Source organism: Sphaerospermopsis reniformis, from assembly GCF_005402885.1.
GTDB lineage: Bacteria > Cyanobacteriota > Cyanobacteriia > Cyanobacteriales > Nostocaceae > Sphaerospermopsis > Sphaerospermopsis kisseleviana.
Genome location: NZ_BJCE01000016.1, coordinates 19,411 through 42,344 on the forward strand (window position 1 = coordinate 19,411; position 22,934 = coordinate 42,344).

The window sequence follows — 22,934 nt, forward strand, 5'->3', positions numbered from 1 at the left end:
TAAGTATTTTAACTTCTGCCTTGTTCTTTTACTCAGAGTCTTCAGCATCTCCAGCATCGGGGGGAACTACTGCTACTCCAGTAATGGCATCATCTTCATCGAGTTTCTGTACTCTTACCCCGGTTGCTGTCCGTGATTGTACAGAAATGGCGTTAACAGATTGGCGAATAATAATACCTCTGTTTGTCGCCATCATGATCTCTTCGTCGGGGTTGACTATTCGCAGGGTTGCTAGTTGATCCTTGGTTTTGCGGTTTTTAAATTTGGTAGCGGTGATACCTTGTCCAGCGCGGTTTTGTAGTCTAAATTGTCCTACGGGTACACGCTTTCCATAGCCTCCCATCGTGATGATTAATACCCAGGGTCCTGTGCTGTTTGGTGTTTCGGTGGTTTCTTCGCTATTTTCTGCGGTTTCTTCAATTTCGATGGTTTCTTCTTCTAGTTCCGCTTCTGTTTCTGTGTTTAAGGTGTCGAGAATGGCCGCAGGAAGAATATCCATTCCTACCAGTTCATCACCAGCTTTGAGTTTCATTGATTTTACCCCACGAGTCGCCCTTCCCAGAGGACGCAGTTGATCATGGGTACAACGGAAGTGTATGGCCATACCATGACGTGAACCGATGATGATACTATCTTCTACTTTGGCACGTCTCACCCAACGCAAATGATCGCCTTCTTCTAAGGATATGGCTATTAACCCGTTAGCGCGAATGTTGCTAAATGCTTCTAATGCGGTTTTTTTGATGTTACCGCCTTTGGTGAGCATGACTAAATATTCTTCGCTGCTAAATTCGTCTACAGGTACAATGGAAGTGATTTTTTCTTCTTTGGGTATGGGTAACATCTGGACAATGGGTGTACCCCGACTGGTGCGTGAACCTTCTGGTATTTGATAAGCTTTGAGGCTGTAAACTACGCCGCGATCGCTAAAAAATAAGACGCTATCATGATCACAGCAGGTTAAAAAATGCTCGATGGTATCATCTTCTTTGACTTTAGCACCGGCTTTTCCTCTGGTAGCCCGGTTTTGAGCTTCAAAGGTATTCACGGGCATCCGTTTGATGTAACCTTGTTGTGTCACCAAAATTAAAACTTTCTCGTTAGCGATCAAGTCTATATCATCTATTTCCCCTTCGGCATGGGTAATAGCTGTGCGTCGCGGTGTGGCAAACTGGGTTTTAATTTGGGTAACTTCGGTTTCGATAATTTCCAGTACCCTTTCCCGTCTATCCAGAATATCCCGCAAGTCTGCAATTTGTACTTGCAATTCTTCATGTTCTAAGCGAATTTTATCCGCTTCTAAGGCTGTTAACCGCCGCAATTGCATTTGCAAAATGGCATCAGCTTGCACTTCGGAAAGTCCATAATTGCTAATTAATTCACCTTTGGCTGAGGGTGCGTCGGGGGCGTTTCTAATCAGGTTGATAATTGCATCTAAATGAGAGAGGGCAATTAATAAACCTTGTAATAGATGATCTCTTTCCTCTGCTTTTTTCAGTTGGTAACGAGTACGTCTGTTAATGGTTTCAATGCGAAAATCTAAAAAGACGCTGAGGAAGTTTTTCAGGGTGAGTATTTGTGGTTCCCCGTTCACCAAAGCCAACATATTCGCGCCAAAGTTGGACTGAAGTGGGGTTTGTTTATAAAGGTTATTTAAAACAACACGGGGATAGGCATCACGTTTTAATTCTATGACGATTCGCATCCCGTCGCGATCGCTTTCATCTCGGATATCTGCAATACCATCAATTTTCTTATCATTCACCAACTCGGCAATTTTTTCAATCAAGGCCGCTTTGTTGGTTTGGTAGGGTAACTCGGTAACAATTATTGCTTCTCTAGCTGGGCGGTTGCGTTGTTCAACGGTTTCAATAGTTGCCACACCCCGCATGGTAATTGAACCCCGTCCGCTGGTGTACGCTTCTTTAATGGCTGATGTTCCTAGAATTTGCGCCCCTGTGGGGAAGTCAGGACCGTGAACATACTGCATTAATTGAGTGTCGGTTATTTCTGGGTTGTGAATTAATGCCACTAACCCATCAATTAATTCTCCCAAATTATGCGGAGGAATGTTAGTAGCCATGCCTACCGCAATTCCCGAAGAACCATTAAGTAATAGTTGGGGAATACGGGAAGGTAATACTGTGGGTTCTTGTTGAGAACCATCAAAATTATCAATAAAGTCTACAGTTTCAGCTTCAATATCTTGCAATAAGGAATGACTAGTTAATGCTTGTAGACGACATTCTGTATAACGCATCGCCGCCGGTGGGTCATTGTCAATAGAACCAAAATTACCATGACCGTTGATTAAAGGCGATCGCATGGAAAAGTCCTGCGCCATCCGTACCAAAGCATCATATACCGCCGTGTCACCGTGGGGGTGATATTTACCCAAAACTTCCCCCACCACACGGGCGCACTTTCTAAACGGGCGATCGTGCAACAGCCCTAACTCGTGCATAGCATAGAGGATGCGACGATGCACAGGTTTTAGACCATCCCTAGCATCTGGTAGCGCCCGACCGACAATTACGCTCATAGCGTATTCCAGATAAGATTGTGACATCTCTTGTCGTAAATCCGTCGGGATAATCCTCTCCTGTGAGGTTGTCATAACCTGCAAAACTCCAAAAAACGTAGATTTTAGCCTTTGTACTTGACAAAATACAAAATTATGTCAAATTAATCTTGAAAAATTGTCATATTTTCCTACAATTCTAACATATATAGACCCCGTTTGTGGTAAAGACAGTCAAACAAAAAGATCATATCAGAGAAAAGTAAGAATTTAGGAGTCAAGAGTCAGAATAATTATCAAATCATAAATTCACAAATTCAAGATTTTATTAAAAAAATGCAGCTAATAATTGAGGATTCAGAATTAAAAATTCAAGATTGAGGATTGAGGAATAAAATCAGTTTGATGTTTGATAGCCTACACCACGGTGACAGGTGACAGTTTCAAGAGTTGGATAGGAACGATTTTTTCTTTAATTAGGAATTACAGCTATTTTCAGGTAAATAAACCATATTTTGATTTAGGTTTCGCGTCAACAATGTAGGGGCGAAGCATTCGGATGATAGTCTTAGGTAAAAACCGATAATTAATTGTCCGAATGCTTCGCCCTTACTGTAGTCTAAAGACATGAAAACTGCTGTAAGTGCAGGGTTTTTCACTTGCCACCTCATAAAAGTTGGCACTTTTTGAAAGCACTTCGGCTTACTTCGACTTACTTCGACTGCGACCTTCGACTGCGACCTTCGACACCGCCCTTCGACACTGCTCAGGACAGGCTCAGGACAGGCTCAGGACAGGCTCAGTACAAGTCGCTCAGTACAAGTAAAAATAGCTAAAAACCTTTACCTGTAAATTTTTCGGATTTATTCATATTAGGATTATACAATTTAGCTGTGTAACAGCTTTAAAACAAACACGATTTGATCAAGAAGCGTTAGAAGAAGGTAGAGAAGAAAGAGAACTTAAAGCTAAATTAGAAACAATTCCTCGCTTGTTAGCATTAGATTGAAGTTTAGATTGAAGTACAGAAAAAATCATAACTGGTTACAGCAAGGAACAGTCAGGCTAGAATTGCATTCAGTATTTTGCTATTCCCGCCCATGCTACCAATTATTTATTCCGATGAATTTCTCGAACACCAAACCGGACGCTACCACCCAGAAAAACCAGAACGTTTAAGTGCTGTTGTCACGGCTTTAAAAACTGCTGACTTTGCCCAAAAAATCCACTGGTTAACCCCCACACCAGTTAAACAGGAGTTAATGTCTTGGATAGAAACCGCCCACACTGCAATATACATTGAAAAACTGAAACATATTGCAACTACTGGTGGTGGTTATTTAGATGGAGATACCCCAGTTTCCCCCCGCAGTTATGATGTAGCTTTGTTAGCTGTAAGTGCTTGGTTAGATGGGGTGAATGAGGTTTTAAGTAGAGAAAATCCCGCCTTTGTGTTAGCACGTCCCCCTGGACACCATGCCGAAAGTAATACAGGAATGGGGTTTTGCTTATTTTCTAATGCAGCGATCGCCGCTTTATATGCCTTACAACAACCAGGTATTAACCGTGTCGCCATCTTAGACTGGGATGTACATCACGGAAATGGTACTCAAGCCATAGTAGAAAGTTACCCAGAAATTGCCTATTGTTCTTTACATCAATACCCAGCTTATCCTGGTACGGGAAGAGCTTCCGAACAAGGCTTTTACAAAAATGTTTTAAATTTACCTCTACCCCCTGGCAGTGATATCAGCGTCTATCAACCTTTGTGGCAATACAAAATACTACCGTTTTTAAACAACTTTCATGCAGATTTATTAATTGTTAGTGCTGGTTATGATGCTCTAGAAGCCGATCCTTTAGCAAGTATCTTTTTGCAACCCGAAGATTTTGGTTTATTTACTCAATATTGTTTAGGCGTAACTAGAAAAATCTTATTTGGTTTAGAAGGAGGTTATGAATTACTATCATTATCAAAATCAGTAATTTCTACAGTTCAAGCTTGTTTGTAAGTAGGTAAACAGAAAAAACCGAACTATGTAACGAAAAGTAAAATATCCAAAAACCTATTCCCTATTCCCTATTCCCTGTTCCCTATTCCCTTGTCATATAGGTTTTTACTAAATCTGGGTTAATTTCCTCAAATCTTTAGCTAGAAAATTTTGTCATGGGGTTTTGAAATAGCTAAAGTTTTGTTAAGATGGTATTGCTAGGAATTAATCACCGAAATTGACTTATCAGGGTGTGAAGAAAGAAATTACACTAAATAACACTAGTAGCCGCTTAAAGTTCAGAAGGTGAACAGATGACCACCTACATTTTTTTTGACGAAGCCCTCCGAATGCTGACCAGTGCCTATCTGATCTCAGCAGTCCTGTTAATTGCAGCTTCTGGTATAGGTTTAGCAGTTATTGAAACAATTGAAAAAACAGGAGAACACTAAATTCACACCTTTGGGTGTCTTTCACCAAAGCAAAAGTTTTAATTTTTAATTCGGGTTTGCTGAAAAAGTCCTTTCGTTAGGGCTAGGAGTCAGGAGTCAGAAGTGGTAGGGGCGAAGCATTAGGGCGACTAATTATCAATTTTTGTCCAAGCCTATTTTCCGAATGCTGATGCTTCCAGCACGCTTCGCGAACGCCCGTAGAGGAGTCAGGAGGAGAGTTAAAAACATTTTTTCATCTCTGGCTACCTACAAAAGTGCAAAGTTTTGCCGTGAGCATCAGCCATACGGTTTTCAGACTCAAGACGCTATAACCTTGCACCTACTGTCTTTCTTATGAGCCTCTAACCTTTGATTTATAAAGATTGAAAACGTACATCCTCCCGAATAGCATCAAAATCTGAGTCAGTTTTTACCCATTCCTTAACTGTCTCAGGACGCAAATTAATTGCTGTTTGCAGATTTGCAATTGCTTGATTAATATTACCTTGTAGAGCATAACTACAAGCTTTGTTGTACCAAGCATCATATTTATCAGGTTTAAATTCCAGTGCTTTGTCGTAGGATGCGATCGCCTCTTCATACCTTCCTAAATTATCTAGGGAAATACCCCGGTTGTACCAAGCTTCATGTTTATCAGGTTTAAATTCCAGTGCTTTGTCGTAGGATGCGATCGCCTCTTCATACCTACCTAAATTCCGTAGGGAATTACCCCGGTTGTACCAAGCTTCATGTTTATCAGGTTTAAATTCCAGTGCTTTGTCGTAGGATGCGATCGCCTCTTCATACCTTCCTAAATTATCTAGGGAAATACCCCGGTTGTTCCAAGCATCATGATCATCAGGTTTAAATTCCAGTGCTTTGTCGTAGGATGCGATCGCCTCTTCATACCTTCCTAAATTATCTAGGGAATTACCCCGGTTGTTCCAAGCTTGATGTTAACCAGGTTTTATTTCCAGTGCTTTTTCGTAGGAGGATATGGCTTCTTCATGCCTGCCTAAATCATCTAAAGAAATGCCCCGGTTATACCAAGCTTGATGCAAATCAGGTTTAATTGCCAGTGCTTTATCATAGGAGGATATGGCTTCTTCATGCCTGCCTAAATTATCTAAAGAAATGCCACGTTTGTACCAAGCTTCATGTTTATCAGGTTTTATTTCCAGTGCTTTATCATAAGAAGATATGGCTTCTTCATGACTGCCTAAATTGTGTAGGGAAATGCCACGTTTGTACCAAGCTTTATGTTTATCAGGTTTTATTTCCAGTGCTTTATCATAAGAAGATATGGCTTCTTCATACCTGCCTAAATCATCTAGGGAAATGCCCCGATTATACCAAGCTTGATGCAAATCAGGTTTAATTGCCAGTGCTTTATCATAAGAAGATATGGCTTCTTCATACCTGCCTAAATCATCTAGGGAAATGCCCCGGTTGTTCCAAGCTTCATGTTTATCAGGTTTTATTTCCAGTGCTTTATCATAAGAAGATATGGCTTCTTCATGGCTGCCTAAATTGTGTAGGGAAATGCCACGTTTGTACCAAGCTTCATGTTTATCAGGTTTAAATTCCAGTGCTTTGTCGAAAGAAGAAATTGCAGCTTGATAATCTTGTTTAATATTTTGTAAATAACCTAATTCAAAAAACAATTTAGCTTTTTGAACACTCTCTATTTGATCATGTTCAATAATTTCTATAATTTCTAGAATTTTCTCATTGGTTTCTTCAGGAGTTAAATTGACATACTTTTCATAAGTTCCTTCCTGAATAATGCGATTTGATTCTTGTTCTAGGGTTGTGGAGTCTAGGGGAAAATTAAATAAACCAGAACGCCAATCAAAAAAATCAGGGGCGCGGTGAATAAAATATTTAATTGCAAACTGTGGTAATAAGAATACAAAACAAATTTTAAATTGATCTCTAAATCTTTCTCGCTGCTGGTTAATGTTAATTAAAATTGGTGGTACACCTTCCCAGCTATAATGATGGGTTTTTCGACTACTCCAACCTGCTAAAGTTTTGGCTTCTTCATATTTATACAATGCAGATTCTAAACCTGTAATGAATAAAATATTGATATGATTTTTGTTAGGTAATTGATCAACTTCTACATATAAATTAGTAACATTTTTATTTAATTTGAGAATTTCTATCTTTTGATCATGAATATCTGCTTTAACTTTACTAATTAATTGTTCACCACTAGCAGGAGAACAGCGGACAAATAATAAAGCAAAACCTTCTGTAAACCGCAGTGTCCGCAGAAAGACTTGATATTCTTCGTCTTGTTCTATGGGTAAATCATTATCCCATTCACTTAGTTTTAGAGGCATAGTTTTAGAGGCATAGTTTTAGATAAATAAGAATCATAAATATAGGTTGGGTTGAGTAAACCCAACATTTCCAAAACTGCTGTTATTCTGTTGGGTTTCACTTTGTTCTACCCAACCTACAATTTTTTATTCAGGATATAATTGATTATAGGCATCCTGAAATTCTTTGATCCCTTTAATCAGAGGATGAATATCATACCAAAATTTAGTTTCTCCATCAGGTTCTTGATAACGATATTCTAAAATACAGCGATTAAATAATAAACCCCGATAAAGTTGATCATTGACTATTTCTTTAGATTTATGAACCTTTGCCAGTGCTTCCCATTCATTAAAGTAAATGGTATTTTTATAGGTATTTCTTAACTCGCTAATTGACCGTTGTAAAGCCTTTTTAGAAATCGGTAAAGTATTGGTGTATTTGAGAGCTTCCTTCATTAATAATAATAAATTTCGCACATGACCACCACTCATTAAACATAAATTTTCTAAAGATTCCCTGTTGTCAAATAAATGCACAATAGATTTACTAGGGTCTATGGTAGTGAGTCGTTTTTGGAGAACTTCAATAACTTTATTAATTCCTGGTGGATAGGGTTCATTTTTAGGAGTTTGTACCATAATCATTGGTAATACTTGAGGAGTACCATAGATATCTGTTAATGATGCTGACCTATCAGAATAAATTAAAGAAATTGGTACTGTATAAACTAAATGACAATCTAAAGCTTTCAGTTGTTCATTGCGATCTATAAAAATTTGATCATGGTTGCTGCGGTCTTGTCCTTGGATAACAGGAACAATTCTATCTAAATTATCAGCAATTAAAACTAATTCGTCATATCCTGAAGGTAGATTTTTTTTGACATCTTGAATAAATTCATTTAATGCCTGAGTTAAAGTAGTCGTATGGGGATTAATTAAATCGCGAATTTTGCGGCGTTCATTGGGTTCACTGCGGATTTTTGTAGTGATTTTGGCAAGTAGTAAAAGCTGTAGTTCAATTGATAATTCATCTAGGGAAATTTCTGTTTGTAAGAAATCTTTTAAATCCTCAAATCGTCCTTTTAACCAATTTAATATAGCTGGTGAATTAGTTTTATCTTTAAATGCTGCTAAAATATTGCGAGTGCAAGCTAAAAGAATATCTGTATATTGAACATCCTCTGGATCAATATCTTTTTCATCTGCCGGAAAATAGACGACAAAAAACCTTTTTTCATCTAAATATTGTTGTAGTCTTAATAATTCTGTAGATTTTCCTGCACCACGATGACCTGCATACAGTTGACAGGTATTTCTATCAGAATATAAAATTTCCTTTCCTAATGCTTCCAATATATCCCCATCTCCCCGCACTTCCTGACAGTCAACATAAGCAGGATCTCCCGCAGGTAAAGGTTGAAAGGGATCAAAAGCGTTATATAGCTGTTTAAGAAAGTTAAAATCTGATGTCATTTTAATCATTTTAGTAGAAAATCTCACCACTTGGCGGTATTTTAACACGAAAATACTGAGATTCATATTTTGAATTACAGCTATTTTCAGGTAAATAAACCACATTTTGATTTAGGGTTTGCTGAATAAACCTAAAACCTTGATATATCAAAGGTTAGAGGCTGATAAACACAGAAATTAGTGCAAGGGTTTTGAAGGGTATACCGGAAAAAGTGTGCATTTTTGGGGATTTCAAGAGATGGCAAAGGAATTTTCAAATCTCCTCCTGACTCCTGTACGGGCGTTCGCGAAGCGTGCTGGAAGCATCAGCATTCGGAAAATAGGCTTGGACAAAAATTGATAATTAGTCGCCCTAATGCTTCGCCCCTACCACTTCTGACTCCTGACTCCTATGCCCTCACGGAAAGACTTTCTCAGCAACCCCTATTTAGGTTTCGCCTCAACAATGTAGGGAGTGTCAATTCTGTCCTCAAAGATTGTAGGATTTGGTAATTAACTTTTATTGATGATCAGTATGTCTGTTTCGGCTACTTTATCCCAATTGGTTGAAGTTCTATCAGCCCATCCTGTAAATTTATCTGCATCTGCATTAGCTCAAGTAAGCAAGGGTATCCAAACAGACACCAGGATTTTACAACCGGGTGAAGTGTTTTTAGCTTTACGCGGCGAAAAATTCGATGGACACAAGTTTGTAAAAATGGCGATCGCCAAGGGTGCAATTGCCGCCATTGTAGAGTATACTGATGAAAACCCTGACATACCTGTATTACAAGTTCCCAACACCCTGAAGGCATATCAGCAAATTGCTAGATGGTGGCGGGATTCTTTTACTATTCCTGTCATTGGGGTAACAGGTTCAGTAGGTAAAACCACAACCAAGGAACTGATCGCCGCAGTTTTAGGAACTAGAGGACAAGTTCACAAAACCTATGGAAATTTCAACAATGAAATAGGTGTTCCTAAAACGCTGTTAGAAATGGGTGCAGAACATGATTTTGCAGTCATAGAAATGGCCATGCGAGGAAGGGGACAAATTGCGGAATTAACACAAATAGCTAGTCCAAATATCGGTGTGATTACTAATGTGGGAACAGCACATATTGAGCTACTAGGTTCAGAACAAGCGATCGCAGAAGCTAAATGTGAGTTATTAGCAGAAATGTCTGATGATAGTGTAGCAATTCTCAATTACGATAGTCCCCTATTAATGGAGATAGCAAAGAAATTTTGGCAGGGAAAAGTGATTAGTTATGGTTTTTCCGGTGGAGATATTCAAGGGAAATTAATTGACAATGAAACTATAGAAGTAGCAGGAATGGATTTACCATTACCCTTACCAGGTCGTCATAATGCCACTAATTTTTTAGCAGCATTAGCAGTAGCTAAGGTATTAGAAATTGATTGGCAAACCCTAAAAAAAGGGGTAATTGTGAATATGCCAGGAGGGCGATCTCAAAGGTTTACATTACCTAATGATATTGTAATTTTAGATGAAACTTATAACGCCGCCCCAGAAGCGATGTTAGCAGCTTTGCAGTTATTAGCAGATACACCAGGAAAGCGGAAAATTGCCGTATTAGGAGCAATGAAGGAATTAGGAGACAGATCCCCACAATTACATCAACAAGTTGGGGAAATGGTGCAGAAATTGAATTTAGATGGGTTATTGATTTTAGTTAATAGCCAAGATGCAGAAATTATTGCTGATAGTGCAAAAGGAATTCCTTGTGAATGTTTTGCTACTCATAGTGATTTAGTAACCAGATTAAATACTTATGTAAAGGAGGGCGATCGCTTATTATTTAAAGCTGCCCATTCCGTAGGATTAGATCAGGTTGTTAATCAGTTTCGATTGTCAATTGATAATTGATAATTTGTAAGGAGTCAGGAGTCAGGAGTCAGAAGGAAGAATTAGAAGCATCTGACAATTACTTCTCCTGACCTGAAAGTGAGAAGATTGGGAAATAGGAAATTGTTTCTTTTTTTCTTTTTTTCTCATAGAAAGGAGAGATTGTAAACCTGGAAGTAAACAGTGAATTAAACAATTGTCGTAAGGATTCAGGATACAGAATACAGAATTAATGAGAGTTTTCGATTCATTCTTGATAATTAATGAAAAAACTTTCTCCTGTAAATTCTGGCTACAAACAAATATTCTTCCTCCTGACTCCTGACTCCTGCTGTAAAGTATAAATTATTAATTATGTATTATAAATCCTGAATTATCAATTATGGCTGTTGCGACACTCCATGTAAATCCCGTCATAGGTAACGATGCTAATACAGGTTCTCGGTTAAGTCCGTTAAAAAGTATCACCCGTGCCTTAAAAGCCACCAGAACCCCAGGAATTATTCAGTTAGCACCAGGAACGTATAGCACTTCTAACGGAGAGGTGTTTCCGCTGATTATTCCTGGGGAAATGCTCATAGTAGGTAACGAATCTAACAAAGGTCAGGGAATTATTATTTCTGGCAGTGGTGAGTATCAAAGTCCTACCTTTGGTTGGCAAGATATCACATTGCTGTTGTTAGGTAATGCCAGTTTGTTAGGGGTAACAGTGATCAATCCTGTTTCTAAGGGTACTGGGATTTGGATTGAATCAACAGCACCGACTTTAGCTAATAATACATTCAGTAAATGTGGACGGGAAGGGATATTTGCAACTGGTAAGGCTAAACCCGCCATTTTAGATAATGTATTTGTCCAAAATGCTGCCAGTGGTTTAATGATGGCACGTTATAGCAAAGGGGAAGTGTTGCGGAATGTATTTGAAAATAACCCTGTAGGGATAGCTATTAGCGATTTTGCAGCCCCTCTAGTGGCCAATAACAAACTTGCCAATAACTCGATAGGTATAGCCCTTTCTCGTGATGCTAGTCCCGTATTACGACGAAATTTGATTTGCCAAAATACCCAAGGTGGTTTATTGGTAAATGGTAATGCTGTTCCTGAGTTGGGTAAACCCGAAGATCCGGCTGATAATATTTTTCGTGATCACAAAGATTTTGATATTCAAAATATATCATCTCAAAAAGTGATTTCTGTAGGCAATCAGTTAAATCCTGCCCAAGTTCAGGGAGTAGTAAAATTTCTCGCTGCTACAGCCGATACTCCTAGTCAAGTTGTTAGTACCAGTTTTTCAGACTTAGATGGACATTGGGCAGCGGCGTTTGTAGAAGCTTTGGTGAATAAAGGTTTTATTAGTGGTTTCCCTGATGGCACATTTCGACCTGCTACACCTATTACCCGCGCTCAATATGCTGCCTTAATTACTAAGACTTTTCAACTACCTGCTAGTAATAACCTCAATAGATTTAAAGATGTCAGAACTGATTTTTGGGCAGCTTCAGCTATTGCTAGTGCGGCTGATGCCGGTTTTTTGAGTGGCTTTCCCGATGGTACTTTTAGACCAGGACAAAATTTAACCAAAGTACAGGCGATAGTATCAATTGTTAATGGTTTAAAATTTACAGGCAGTAATCCTAACGGGTTAAATGTGTATAGCGATCGCGCCCAAATTCCTAGTTATGCTACAAATGCAGTCACAGTTGCTACTCAAAAACTGCTAATAGTCAATTATCCCCAAATAGAACTATTAGAACCACTCAGAGAAATTACTCGTGCAGAGGTAGCAGCATTAATTTATCAAGCTTTAGTTTCCAGAGGTGAGGCACAAGTTATTTCTTCTCCCTACATTGTCAAACCAGATACAGAAATTCCCTCATTTTCTGATTTGGTAGGACATTGGGCAGAAGCATATATTCGGGCGTTGGTGAGTATGAATTTAACTCAAGGTTTTGCTGATGGTAGTTATCAACCAGATAAAGCCATGACTCGCGCCCAATATGCGGCCTTAATAGCCGCTGCTTTTAACCCTACACCCAAACGTCAAGGAATAGAATTTATAGATGTTCCCGCTGATTTTTGGGCAGCTAAAGCCATTCACATAGCTGCTAGAGGTGGTTTTGTCGGTGGGTTTAGCGATCGCACTTTTCGCCCAGATCAAAATGTGCAAAGAATACAGGTGTTAGTTTCCCTAGTCAACGGACTCGGACTACCACCAGCTAACAATGCTAATAACAATTTATTAACTGCCTACACTGATATAAAATCAGTACCTGAATATGCCAGAACCGCGATCGCAACCGCCAACCAACACAAAATTATTGTTAATTATCCAGATCCCAAACTTCTTGCCCCCACCAGAGAAGCCACACGGGCTGAAGTTGCAGCTATGATTTATCAGGCATTAGTGGCAATTAAACGGGTTAAAGATATTTAGTTATTAGTAACAGGGAATAGGAACAGGATAAAATTCATCAACTCTTGCTATTTTGCTTGTTGCCTTGTCATAACGACAATTTTTAACACTCACCAACTTAGTGTAATGCCTAGCTTAAAACTTTCTCAGACTGGATTGCAAATTACTAAACAAGCTCGTAAAGAAAAAGGTTGGACAATTGATAATCCGCTTTGGTTAGAACAAACCAGTCAAATTATTGAACCTAACTGTAACTGGGAAAATGCCGAAGTATTTGCAGCAGGGGTATCTTTAGCGACATGGAAACGCTTCCTTAAAGGTGATGCCATTGATGCCTCAGCATTTAAAGCATTTTGTCAGGTTTTGGGTTTAAATTGGCAAGACTTAGTGGAACGTCCTCTCAATTCTTCCATAGCTAATACAACCCAAATCCCCTATATTCCCTTATTCTTTGGCAGACGTTACGAACTAGCGAAACTTAGCCAAGCAATAGAACAAAGAACACCCCTAATTGTCATCACAGGAATAGGAGGTATTGGGAAAACAGCTTTAGCTGTAAAATTAGCAGAAAATAGGCGATCGCATTTTCAACAAACTCTGTGGTTTTCCTTTCACCACAACCCACCAGCAACAGATAAACCACCAGATTTAGCACCGCAAACCCTACTAATTTTTGATGGTTGGGATGCAATTTTAGGCGGTAACCGCGGGGGACAATATCGTGCAGGATATGAACTATATGCAGACTTTCTCCGCAGTGTTGTGCAAACGTCTCATGATAGTTGTGTGATGATCACTAGCCGCGAACAACCAGAGGAATTAAATCTTTTAACTGCTGCGGGTGCGGTGATTTTTCCCCTGGGTGGACTTATGGAAGGTGCAATTGAACTTTTGCAGCATCATCAACTTACCTTTGATGCTCAACAGTGGATTACTCTAGTTAACCAATATGGTGGTAATCCCTTATTTCTGAATATGGCCGCCAATTTCATCCATGAATTATTTGCTGGAGATGTGGGAGAGTTTCTTGCTTCTGGAACATTAGTCTCTGGTGAATTTGCTCCCCTGGTAACACGATGGCTAGAACAAATTTCTCCTTTAGAAAAAATGATTATGGAGTTTTTAGCCACTAAATTACAAGGATTCACTCGTCAAGAAATACTCTTAAACCTCAAAAATAATGCTGCTAATGGCGATATTTTAGCAGCACTCTTATCTTTAAAACGACGAGCGTTGATAGAAACAATCAAAGATGAAGCAATGGAAAGATTTTATCTACAACCCGTGATTCTTAAATGCGTACAGCGATTATTTAATTGTTAATCAAACGACAACTCAATAATTGAGCTTTTGGATAAGTTTTCTGTAGCTGAGATTGTCGTTTTAAATTTGGGCGACCGTAGGTGGATAACTGGCTAATTACTGATGGTTGCGGTGGAAGTGAGAATTTTTCTTGGCTCAAATCATCAAATAAAATTACTGTATGTAATTGGGAAGTTTGATATTTTTGAGCGTAGGTTTGTGCTACTTTCTGCCATTGTTCAGGAGGACAGTAACTTTTATCAATAAGTAAAATTGCACGTGGAGAAATTTGTGTGATCGCCACTCCCGCAATCAAAAATAATCCCCAACCCCATCCTAAAATTTTGAACAAAGAACGATTCATACATTTACAAATTATTCACAAGTTGGTGTAATTCTTCTCTGAAGAAATCAGATCCCCGACTTCTGTCCATTAGTCATAATTTATTGGACTTATCAAAAGAAGAAGTCGGGGATCGACCTTATTGATTAAACTACCTGAATCCTTACAAGTTGGTTTGCAACAGTTCGGTGAATAGTGTTTGTAGTTTTTGCGGATCGCTGGATTTCACAGTAGTTTCTCGCAACTTCGCAATTTCTTGTAATTCATTTTGATTAACTTCTCCATAACCGATGGGATAGAAACGCACACCACTATATTTGAGAACATTGGCGATTTCGTTAAACCGTAATCCTGTATTCACTTCACCATCACTCAGCAGTAGCAAATAAAATCTTCCATTAGGATCAGTTTTTTGACGTTCCATTAGTTCTGATAAACCGACTATCATCCCGTCATACATAGCTGTTTCTCCATCAGCGATGAGGGAATCAGCGGCCGCTAACAAACGTTTGTGTTGTTGTGTATTAAAAGGAGCAAGGGGAAGTATTTGTTGAGGGCGATCGCTAAATGCAACTAGTCCCACATAGTTACCAGGATTAATTGACTGTGCAGCAATTCGCAGACTGTTTTTGACAGCTTGTAGGCGATCGCCTTCCATTGAACCACTGGTATCAATAACCATCATCAAGTTAACTGTCCGTCCGCCGTCTTTACGCTGTTTCCAATAAGACTGCGCCGCTTTCAGAACTGCACCATTAGGAATGGGTGGTAAAACCCGACTTTTGAACTGTTCATCCGCATTAAAGCCTTGTGCTTTGGCTAACTGCTGCATTTCTGGAGATAAAGCAAATTCACTAAATCGCCGTAAACCTTCATTTTGGGACGCAGTATTCCAATTAAACCCCACCAAAGGATTATCATTAGGTACTCCAAAGGGGATAAACACCACATCTTCAAATCCTGGCAGTTTCTTCAAAGTTTGGTAACTTTGATATTGTAGAGGAAACGCTTGTAGTTTTTGGTTGTCGCGGATAAAAATATCTTTCAATTCAAGAGTTGTCAGCGTTGTAATTAACACCTGATTTTGAAATTTATCAAATACCGAATTTACCTGTGGTGATTGTAATTCTGAGGTAGTGAGAGGTTTACCATCTTGATCATGTCCCGCACTCCGCCAAAATAAAGTGTACAGTAAATTTAAAGATGTACTGCTACTGTAAGGATTGGGATAGCCAACGGTGATTTTGCCCGATAAAATAGCATCTAGTAGTTTTTCAAAGGTGACATCACCGTTTTTTGCTAGTTCTTGATTAGCTTTCCCATCCACCACAAAACCAACAAAGTCAGATACTAATTTGGGAGTAATAATTGAAGTTGTGACTCCTTCAGATGCCAAAAGTTTTAACAATAGCTGATTAGAAGGGGAAAACCCAGCCGGACTTGCTTTTTTAGCCGCTAAAATTCTTGTGGCAGTACCAGAGGGAATATTGCGAATTCCTACCTGAAGAATTTGCCCGGAACTGTTAGTAATTTTCTTGGCATTAAAGGCTTCTGCAACATCCACCAACCAACGTTCATCTTGCTTTTGGGCATTGGATTTTTCCGCTGAACCAAAAATTTCAACATAAGCAATATTACTATCAGTTGATGGCTTGGCACCATAGAGAGGAAAATCTTCCAGATTTGGTAAAGGTTCTGCTAATTTTTTAATACTGTAACCTTGGGCAACTGCATCAGAAATTGTAGCTTTTTCGATGGAGATTTGAGGTAATAAAGATTCTTTTAAAACCCGGTAAGCACTTTCAAAAGAATCTACTTTGGGGGTGGTGCAAGAGAATATTGATGTGCTAATTAAACCGCACAAAAACCAGACAACGATGTGTTTTCGGAGTTTTCTAACAATTTTCATGGCTATTTTTAGATGATAGAATTTTAACACGCAAAGATGAGAATATGTTTAGTGGAGGGCGGTTTTATTTGCTGTAATTATCAATTGCAAAGTTTTGGGAAGATTGATATTAGGATGAGTATGATTGAGGTGGGAGAGTAGGATTTGATCCTGTAATTGTTGTAATTCATCGTGTGTTTGTTGGAGGCGATCGCAACTAATTTGTAACTGTTGCTGGGCTAAGGGACGATAGGTGGAAGATTGCACTTGATTAACTGTTACTAAAGCGAAAACTACCTGCTGAGTCAGAGAGATTACGGTATACAAAGCCTCTAATAATTCGGGAATTAAACTAGGTTCTATTTGAGCAATTTGAGTAGCGAATTGTTGAGTTGCTTCTGCCCATTGATAAGCTTGTCGCCAAGTTATTTGAGAAGTTTGAGAACTTTTATCTATCTGGGTTTCAAGTTTTTTCAAATGCGCCAGAAAAGTCTCGCGTTCTAATAGATTGTGTGTTGATTTTGGCAAAGATTGGTTCACATTCCAACACCAAAACGCTATCATTCCTAATGCGATCGCACCACCAACACCAATCACTAACCGAGTCGTTCCCAATATCACCACAAAGCAAACATAGCCAATAATTGTCCCAGCTACAAGCCAGTAAGTTTGCTGGTAGCGCGTCACATTCAATAAATATCCAGAAATAATGCGATTCATCTTACCCCTGCATTTAAAAACTCTCATTCTCTGTGCGTCTTTGCGCCTCTGCGTGAGATAAATCATCTCCCAAATACGGAACATATTCAGAATTATTTACCAATTTCAATTTGCTGTTTTTGACCATCCAACAAACAACTAATAGTCATATCACCCATCAGATTAATTGCAGTGCGACAACGATCAAGAAACCAATCAACCGTAATCAATAAAGCAATATATTGAGTTGGCAAACCTACCGAAGTAAAATTCCCAGGATGGTGGCTAGAATGAGAGCGATCGCAATTTGCAATGATAAAGGAAATTGCTTCAAGAAAATAAAACCTTTGGATTTACTCATGATTTTCATCACTATTAATATTTGACAAATGATTGATTGTCTTAATCTCTAACTGATGACAGCATCAGTTGATTTATTGTTAATTTCTTTAATTATGTTCATTACCTCTTGGTACTCGGCTATTTTCCCTTTGTGTTGAAAGATATCAGCCGCTTTCTGTAAATCCTCAGTAGCACCTTTCACGTCTCCTAATTGCAAACGGGCAATACCTCTGATGCCGTAAGCTTCAGCAACGTTAGGATTAATACGTATAGCTTGGTCGAAATTCTCAATTGCCCCTTGCCAGTTTCCGAATAGCAAGCAGAAAACACCTAGATTGAGGTATGTTTCCTCATCTTGCTCAGAGTTCAACTCCATGATGATGGATGATTGTCTGTCTAAAGCCGTACTAGGAGAAGCTTTAATCTGATCGTGGGCTTTTCCCACAGCAGATATCGCTTGTGTAGACAACGAAAGGACTAACGTAACCGTAGCAGCAGCAGTTGAGATAAAACGCTTCATGGATTTCTCCTTAATGCTGAGGTATATTAGTAATTTCGCTGAATTAGTTGGTGTGCGCTAGTCCAGTTTTGGCTCACTCAGTCACTAATATAAAAGTGAGCTTGACAAATTATTGATTAGCCATTATTGAGCGCCAAGGATGACATGATTTCGTTACGGTACGTAAGCTTTTTGGTACTTTTGCGTAATTCCATTTAAAATATCTGTATTATTTGCTTAATTATTTGGTTATCGTCCTGAGTTTATGGCTTATTGCATCAATCCCGATTGTTCACGGCGCAAAAATCCTGATAATTGTGCCGTATGTCAAAACTGTCAAACGCCGCTGATACTACAAAATCGCTATTTAATCAAACATCCCTTGCAAGCTGAACAAGATAACTATACAAGGTATACAGAAGTATTTGAAATTCAAGATTTAGTTAACCCAGAAAAGCCGAAAGTTCTTAAATCTCTCAAGGAAGTCTCACCAGAACTAGAGAGACTCTTTGAGCAAGAAGCATCAATTCTGATCAGTTTACGACATCCTGGGTTACCTGTTGGTGAAGTGATATTTCCGCTTGTTTTAAATACAAATCGCCAATTACGCTGTTTTGTCATGGAGAAAATACCAGGACAAGATTTACAAACTTGGCTATCTAAAAATAAATATTTAACATCTTATAAAATAGCATTAAATTGGCTGATCCAAATAACGGAGATTTTGCAATTCGTTCATGAGCAGAAGTTGTTCCATCGGGATATTAAACCTGCAAATATTATGCTTCGTCCTGATGGCAAATTAGTGTTAATTGATTTTGGGACTGCACGGAAATTAACCCAAACTATTGTTAACGGTAAGCAGGTGACAGTTATTCATTCCATTGGTTACACTGCTCCCGAACAACGTGACGGTTACGCTGTTTTACAATCAGATTTTTATGCACTGGGTCGGACTTTGATTTATTTACTGACAGGTATTGACCCAGCCAGCGATAACTATCAAGATTTACGTAATTGGTCTAAATATATCACAGACCCAAAAACTCCGAGAAAATTAATTACCCTAATTCAAACAATGACCGTTGCTGACTATAAGCAACGCCCAAAAAACGCGCAAGTTATTCTTGAGCAAATCACGCAGCTTGAAAAACATCCCCACCTGCAATGGCAAAAATTATTATTAACAACAACTTGTGGTGTTTTGCTGCTAATTGGTGGTAAACAAATATATCAAGAAATTACTATGCCTCGCACTTGTGACCAAATACTATACGATCATCTCAGTTGCGGCGAAGAAAGTCTGATTCCTAGTAGTTTTTGGGGAAATGGTCAGCCTCCACCAGCCAAACAATTAGCTATTGAAAAATATCGCCAGCAAAATTTTGCGAAGGCTGTGATTTTATTTCAAGACGCTTTCAATCAAGAAGCAGATGCAGAAACTTTAATCTACCTCAATAATGCCAAAATTCAAATCCAATTCCCAGCCAATAAGATTTATACAATTGCCGTTGCAGTTTCCCTAGAACGTTCTACTGCTATGGGTCTACAAATACTCAGGGGTGCGGCTCAAGCTCAAACTGAGGCACTAGAAAAAGGTCAGCCTCTGCGAATTATCATTGCTGATGATAGTAATCGTCCAAATGCTAAAGGTGCAATCCTCAATACTGCCCGCAAAGTTGCCCAGCGTTTGGTAAAGTATCGTGATTTACTAGCTGTTGTTGGTCACTATACCAGCGACACCACTAAACAAACCTTGCCTATTTATAGCAAAGCAAAATTAGTGTTAGTTTCTCCTACTGCAACCTCCCATAATCTCAAAGGTTCCTTTTTTTTCCGGACCGTCTCTAGTACTGCTGTTGCCGGACCAAGAATGGCAACTTATGTATTTTCCGAACTAAAACAACGCAAAGCAGCGGTTTTTTATAGTGAAGGTAGTGAGTATGCTGAATCTCTAGCAAGTCAGTTCCGAGCATCAGCAAAGTCGTTATCTGGTCATGTGATTGACCACCAACCAGCTTTTAATCTCGCTAGCAATAAATTTGATGCCAAAATAGCATTAAATCAAGCCCAAAGGCAAAAAGCAACGGCAATTGTCCTGATTCCTGATGCTGGTGTGGGATTGCGTGATAGCATTAAAAAAGCCTTAGAAGTCATTCAATCAAACGTCAACCAATCTTGGATAATTGCAGGTAATAGTCTCTACAATCCTGAATTATTAACATCAGATCAGATTACATCTTCACCAGGAATTAAACGCACAGTTTGGGCAATACCTTGGCATCCCATGAACGAAATTAACTCCGCGTTTGCAGAGCAAGCTCAAACTTTGTGGAAAATCACTAATTTCCCCACCAACACAGAGATTACTTGGCGCAGTGTCAATAGCTATGATGCTGTGTTGGTATTAAGTAAAGCTTTAGAGCAAAACCCTACACGGAAGGGTATTCAGCAAGTGTTGTCTAGCTCCAACTTTTCCGTTGCAGGTGCGACTGGAGTGGTGCGTTTTGTTGACAGCGAACCCAACAATGGGAAAATCACAATGGTGAAACTACAACCTAATTGTCATTCCAGTGGTTTTGTATTTATAGTTCCAAAAAACATAGACAAAGATCTCATACCTTTCATTTGCCGGGAATAACTCCGACAGGGCGAACTACAACGCCACCTATCCCTAGACTAAAAGCTGTCGGGACTAATTGTCATATTTCACCCCATTCTTCCGTTGTGGGTGTGGTGATATCTTCAAAGTATTTGATTTTACCTCGTAAGGGAGAAAATAATTCTTCTGTGGAACTTTTGATGGTTATATTTTCTGGAGTTGGAGTTTCTATAAAAGTTATTAAAACTGGACTTTCTATGATATTTGCTGGAATTTCAGTTAACTCGATTTTACCATTCCGGTAGATTCCTTGAACAGTCTTTAGCATAGTTCATTATCTCCAACAACCCTTAAATCCTGGAAATCCTGATTCAGACAAAATACAAAATCCTGTAAATCCTTAAATCCTGATTCAGACAAAATATCATCATTATTTGGCTTCTTATGGGTCGCCCGGGATTCGAACCCGGAACTAATCGGTTAAAAGCCGAGTACTCTACCGTTGAGTTAGCGACCCTTTTGCGTTTCGCAACTTTTTTAATATAACAAACTCTCTCTAGATTGTCAACTGTTTTTTAGAAAAAATCCGCAGTTAATTTCACCGAGGTAGTTTTGCTTGCTCCTGGCGCTAACACAGTTAGGTTTTCACCAGTATTGAGCGAGTTGCGTCCAGCCGTCCAAGGTTCAAGACAATAAAAATCCTTACCCTTCAACGTCCAGAAGACCAGCATAGCATAGATATCATCATAGTCAAGGGTCAATTTCAACTTGCGGCTATGATCTGTAACTGCTGCTGACTGACTCCGCAAATGACCAAAAGCAAAATCTATCTCATCCCTTGCAAAATCGAAATGACCGTTAAACGGGTGCATTTCCTTGGTTTTCTGGTCTAGATACTGTCCAGAGGGAATATTAAACTCTAACTGGGACTTATCACCACACTGAAAATAGGGATGAAACCCAGCCGAAAACGGCATCGGCACATTAGACAGATTTTGATAAACCTGATCGATGACCAAAGAATTACCTTGTAGCGTGTAGGTAAAAGTTAGCTGAAAATCAAAAGAATAAACAGCGCGTGTTACCTCATTACTTTTGAGAACTACGCTTAAACTAACCTTACCTTCAGTAACTTGGTTTGTCACTTCCCAAGGTAAATCTCGCCCAAAGCCGTGCTGTTTCAGAGTATATTGTTTACCGTTGTAGGTGTAAGTATTATCAGGCAAATTCCCACAGATAGGAAACAAAATTGGTACACCACCGCGAATACTTAACTCTGGGTTAGCGAACCTTTCCGTATCTAAATAGAGAATTTCCTGATCTTGCAAACGCCAACGAGTAATAATACCCCCTCTTTCTGGTACTACTTCCAGATGAGAACCAGCAGTAGTATCCGCGAGGATGTAGGTTTTGTATTGTTGTTGTTGTTCAGTAATGGTAAACATATTTGGTGATTGGTGATTGGTGATTGGTGATTGGGAAAATACAAATAATTTCCCCCTGCTCCCCTGCTCCCTGCTCCCCTGCTTCTTTCCCAGTCCCCAGTCCCCAACCTATTCGTCTTCTGCAAAGATAAAGCGATATAATTCGCTCGCATCTGGTTCGGGACTGCTTTCTGCGAATTTCACCGCATCCTCAATCACACCCTGAATTTTCTTTTCAATGTCTTTGAGTTCTGCTTCTGTAGCTAGGTTGTGTTCTACCAAATAAGCACCTAGCTTTTTAATCGGATCACGAGAAAACCAAAAATCTTTTTCTTCTTTGCTGCGGAGTTCGTCGGGATCTGCTAAAGAGTGACCACGGAAGCGATAGGTGAGGGCTTCAATGAGGGTGGGTCCTTCCCCTGCACGGGCGCGGGCTACGGCTTCTTGGGCGACTTGGCGCACTGCTAAAATATCCATCCCGTCTACTTCCACGCCTACCATGTTAAACACACTGGCTTTTTTGTAAATTTCGGGATCTGATGTTGCCCGTTCGTGAGCCATGCCGATCGCCCACTTATTATTTTCTACCACAAAAATAATTGGCAGTTTCCAAAGTGCTGCCATATTTAAGGTCTCGAAAAATTGCCCGTTGTTAGCAGCACCGTCACCAAAGAAACAAGCAGTTACTTGATCTGCTGTTTTGTCTCCCAAGACTTCCCGACGGTATTTACTTTGAAAAGCTGCCCCAGATGCGACGGGAATACCTTCAGCTACGAAAGCATAGCCACCTAATAAACGATGTTCAGCAGAAAACATATGCATTG

At 39.3% G+C, this 22,934-nt stretch carries 16 protein-coding genes, 1 tRNA gene and 2 pseudogenes; 6 read left to right on the forward strand and 13 right to left on the reverse strand.

The window, feature by feature from the left end:
- Positions 1 to 28: 28 nt before the first annotated feature.
- Positions 29 to 2,617 carry a DNA topoisomerase (ATP-hydrolyzing) subunit A gene (gene gyrA, locus FFR48_RS04115; RefSeq protein ID WP_137666471.1) on the reverse strand — a complete coding sequence of 863 codons (2,589 nt, stop codon included), beginning with the start codon at positions 2,615 to 2,617 and terminating at the stop codon, positions 29 to 31.
- 1,004 nt (positions 2,618 to 3,621) lie between these two features.
- Between gyrA and FFR48_RS04120 the strand changes: the two genes are divergently transcribed.
- Positions 3,622 to 4,533 carry a histone deacetylase family protein gene (locus FFR48_RS04120; protein ID WP_137666472.1) on the forward strand — a complete coding sequence of 304 codons (912 nt, stop codon included), beginning with the start codon at positions 3,622 to 3,624 and terminating at the stop codon, positions 4,531 to 4,533.
- A 293-nt stretch (positions 4,534 to 4,826) separates the two neighbouring features.
- Positions 4,827 to 4,964, forward strand: coding sequence for a hypothetical protein (locus tag FFR48_RS28885; protein ID WP_187039622.1), 138 nt, complete (start codon positions 4,827 to 4,829; stop codon positions 4,962 to 4,964).
- A 353-nt stretch (positions 4,965 to 5,317) separates the two neighbouring features.
- Here FFR48_RS28885 and FFR48_RS04125 read toward each other — a convergent pair.
- The 3 genes and pseudogenes from FFR48_RS04125 to FFR48_RS04135 form a co-directional block, all read right to left on the reverse strand.
- Positions 5,318 to 5,884 (reverse strand): annotated as a pseudogene (locus FFR48_RS04125) (tetratricopeptide repeat protein); the annotation flags it as partial.
- A gap of 15 nt (positions 5,885 to 5,899) precedes the next feature.
- Positions 5,900 to 7,291, reverse strand: a complete 1,392-nt coding sequence (locus tag FFR48_RS04130) for a tetratricopeptide repeat protein (RefSeq protein WP_137666473.1) — start codon at positions 7,289 to 7,291, stop codon at positions 5,900 to 5,902.
- Positions 7,292 to 7,417: 126 nt separating this feature from the next.
- The gene (locus FFR48_RS04135) at positions 7,418 to 8,749 is read right to left on the reverse strand and encodes an ATP-binding protein (protein ID WP_137666485.1); all 1,332 of its coding nucleotides are present in this window, start codon (positions 8,747 to 8,749) and stop codon (positions 7,418 to 7,420) included.
- A 514-nt stretch (positions 8,750 to 9,263) separates the two neighbouring features.
- Here FFR48_RS04135 and FFR48_RS04140 point away from each other — a divergent pair.
- The 3 genes from FFR48_RS04140 to FFR48_RS04150 all read left to right on the forward strand — a co-directional run bounded on the left by FFR48_RS04140 (position 9,264) and on the right by FFR48_RS04150 (position 14,334).
- Positions 9,264 to 10,619: a UDP-N-acetylmuramoyl-tripeptide--D-alanyl-D-alanine ligase gene (locus FFR48_RS04140; protein ID WP_137666474.1), complete on the forward strand. Its 1,356-nt coding sequence runs from the start codon at positions 9,264 to 9,266 to the stop codon at positions 10,617 to 10,619.
- 361 nt (positions 10,620 to 10,980) lie between these two features.
- Positions 10,981 to 13,032 (forward strand): S-layer homology domain-containing protein, encoded by a 2,052-nt coding sequence (locus FFR48_RS04145; protein WP_137666475.1) that lies wholly within the window; start codon positions 10,981 to 10,983, stop codon positions 13,030 to 13,032.
- 105 nt (positions 13,033 to 13,137) lie between these two features.
- Positions 13,138 to 14,334, forward strand: a complete 1,197-nt coding sequence (locus tag FFR48_RS04150) for an ATP-binding protein (protein WP_137666476.1) — start codon at positions 13,138 to 13,140, stop codon at positions 14,332 to 14,334.
- On the opposite strand, the gene FFR48_RS04155 is transcribed toward FFR48_RS04150, so the two are convergent.
- From FFR48_RS04155 to FFR48_RS04175, 5 genes and pseudogenes are all read right to left on the reverse strand, one after another.
- Positions 14,324 to 14,677: a hypothetical protein gene (locus FFR48_RS04155; protein ID WP_137666477.1), complete on the reverse strand. Its 354-nt coding sequence runs from the start codon at positions 14,675 to 14,677 to the stop codon at positions 14,324 to 14,326. The genes FFR48_RS04150 and FFR48_RS04155 overlap by 11 nt on opposite strands.
- A gap of 142 nt (positions 14,678 to 14,819) precedes the next feature.
- Complete coding sequence (locus tag FFR48_RS04160) at positions 14,820 to 16,565, reverse strand: VWA domain-containing protein (RefSeq protein WP_137666478.1); 1,746 nt, start codon at positions 16,563 to 16,565, stop codon at positions 14,820 to 14,822.
- Between the two features lie 48 nt (positions 16,566 to 16,613).
- The gene (locus FFR48_RS04165; protein ID WP_137666479.1) at positions 16,614 to 17,264 is read right to left on the reverse strand and encodes a hypothetical protein; all 651 of its coding nucleotides are present in this window, start codon (positions 17,262 to 17,264) and stop codon (positions 16,614 to 16,616) included.
- A gap of 92 nt (positions 17,265 to 17,356) precedes the next feature.
- Positions 17,357 to 17,512 (reverse strand): annotated as a pseudogene (locus FFR48_RS04170) (cation:dicarboxylate symporter family transporter); the annotation flags it as partial.
- Between the two features lie 140 nt (positions 17,513 to 17,652).
- Complete coding sequence (locus FFR48_RS04175; protein ID WP_137666480.1) at positions 17,653 to 18,105, reverse strand: tetratricopeptide repeat protein; 453 nt, start codon at positions 18,103 to 18,105, stop codon at positions 17,653 to 17,655.
- Positions 18,106 to 18,349: 244 nt separating this feature from the next.
- Between FFR48_RS04175 and FFR48_RS04180 the strand changes: the two genes are divergently transcribed.
- A complete protein-coding gene (locus tag FFR48_RS04180) occupies positions 18,350 to 20,725 on the forward strand; it encodes a bifunctional serine/threonine-protein kinase/ABC transporter substrate-binding protein (RefSeq protein ID WP_137666481.1) in 2,376 nt (791 codons plus the stop codon).
- A gap of 61 nt (positions 20,726 to 20,786) precedes the next feature.
- On the opposite strand, the gene FFR48_RS29260 is transcribed toward FFR48_RS04180, so the two are convergent.
- The 4 genes from FFR48_RS29260 to FFR48_RS04200 all read right to left on the reverse strand — a co-directional run.
- The gene (locus FFR48_RS29260) at positions 20,787 to 21,014 is read right to left on the reverse strand and encodes a hypothetical protein (protein WP_228052002.1); all 228 of its coding nucleotides are present in this window, start codon (positions 21,012 to 21,014) and stop codon (positions 20,787 to 20,789) included.
- 117 nt (positions 21,015 to 21,131) lie between these two features.
- Positions 21,132 to 21,203, reverse strand: a tRNA-Lys gene (locus FFR48_RS04190).
- A 58-nt stretch (positions 21,204 to 21,261) separates the two neighbouring features.
- A complete protein-coding gene (locus tag FFR48_RS04195) occupies positions 21,262 to 22,131 on the reverse strand; it encodes an aldose epimerase family protein (RefSeq protein WP_137666482.1) in 870 nt (289 codons plus the stop codon).
- Between the two features lie 108 nt (positions 22,132 to 22,239).
- The coding region (locus tag FFR48_RS04200; protein WP_137666483.1) for a thiamine pyrophosphate-dependent enzyme at positions 22,240 to 22,934 on the reverse strand (695 nt) is incomplete at its 5' end.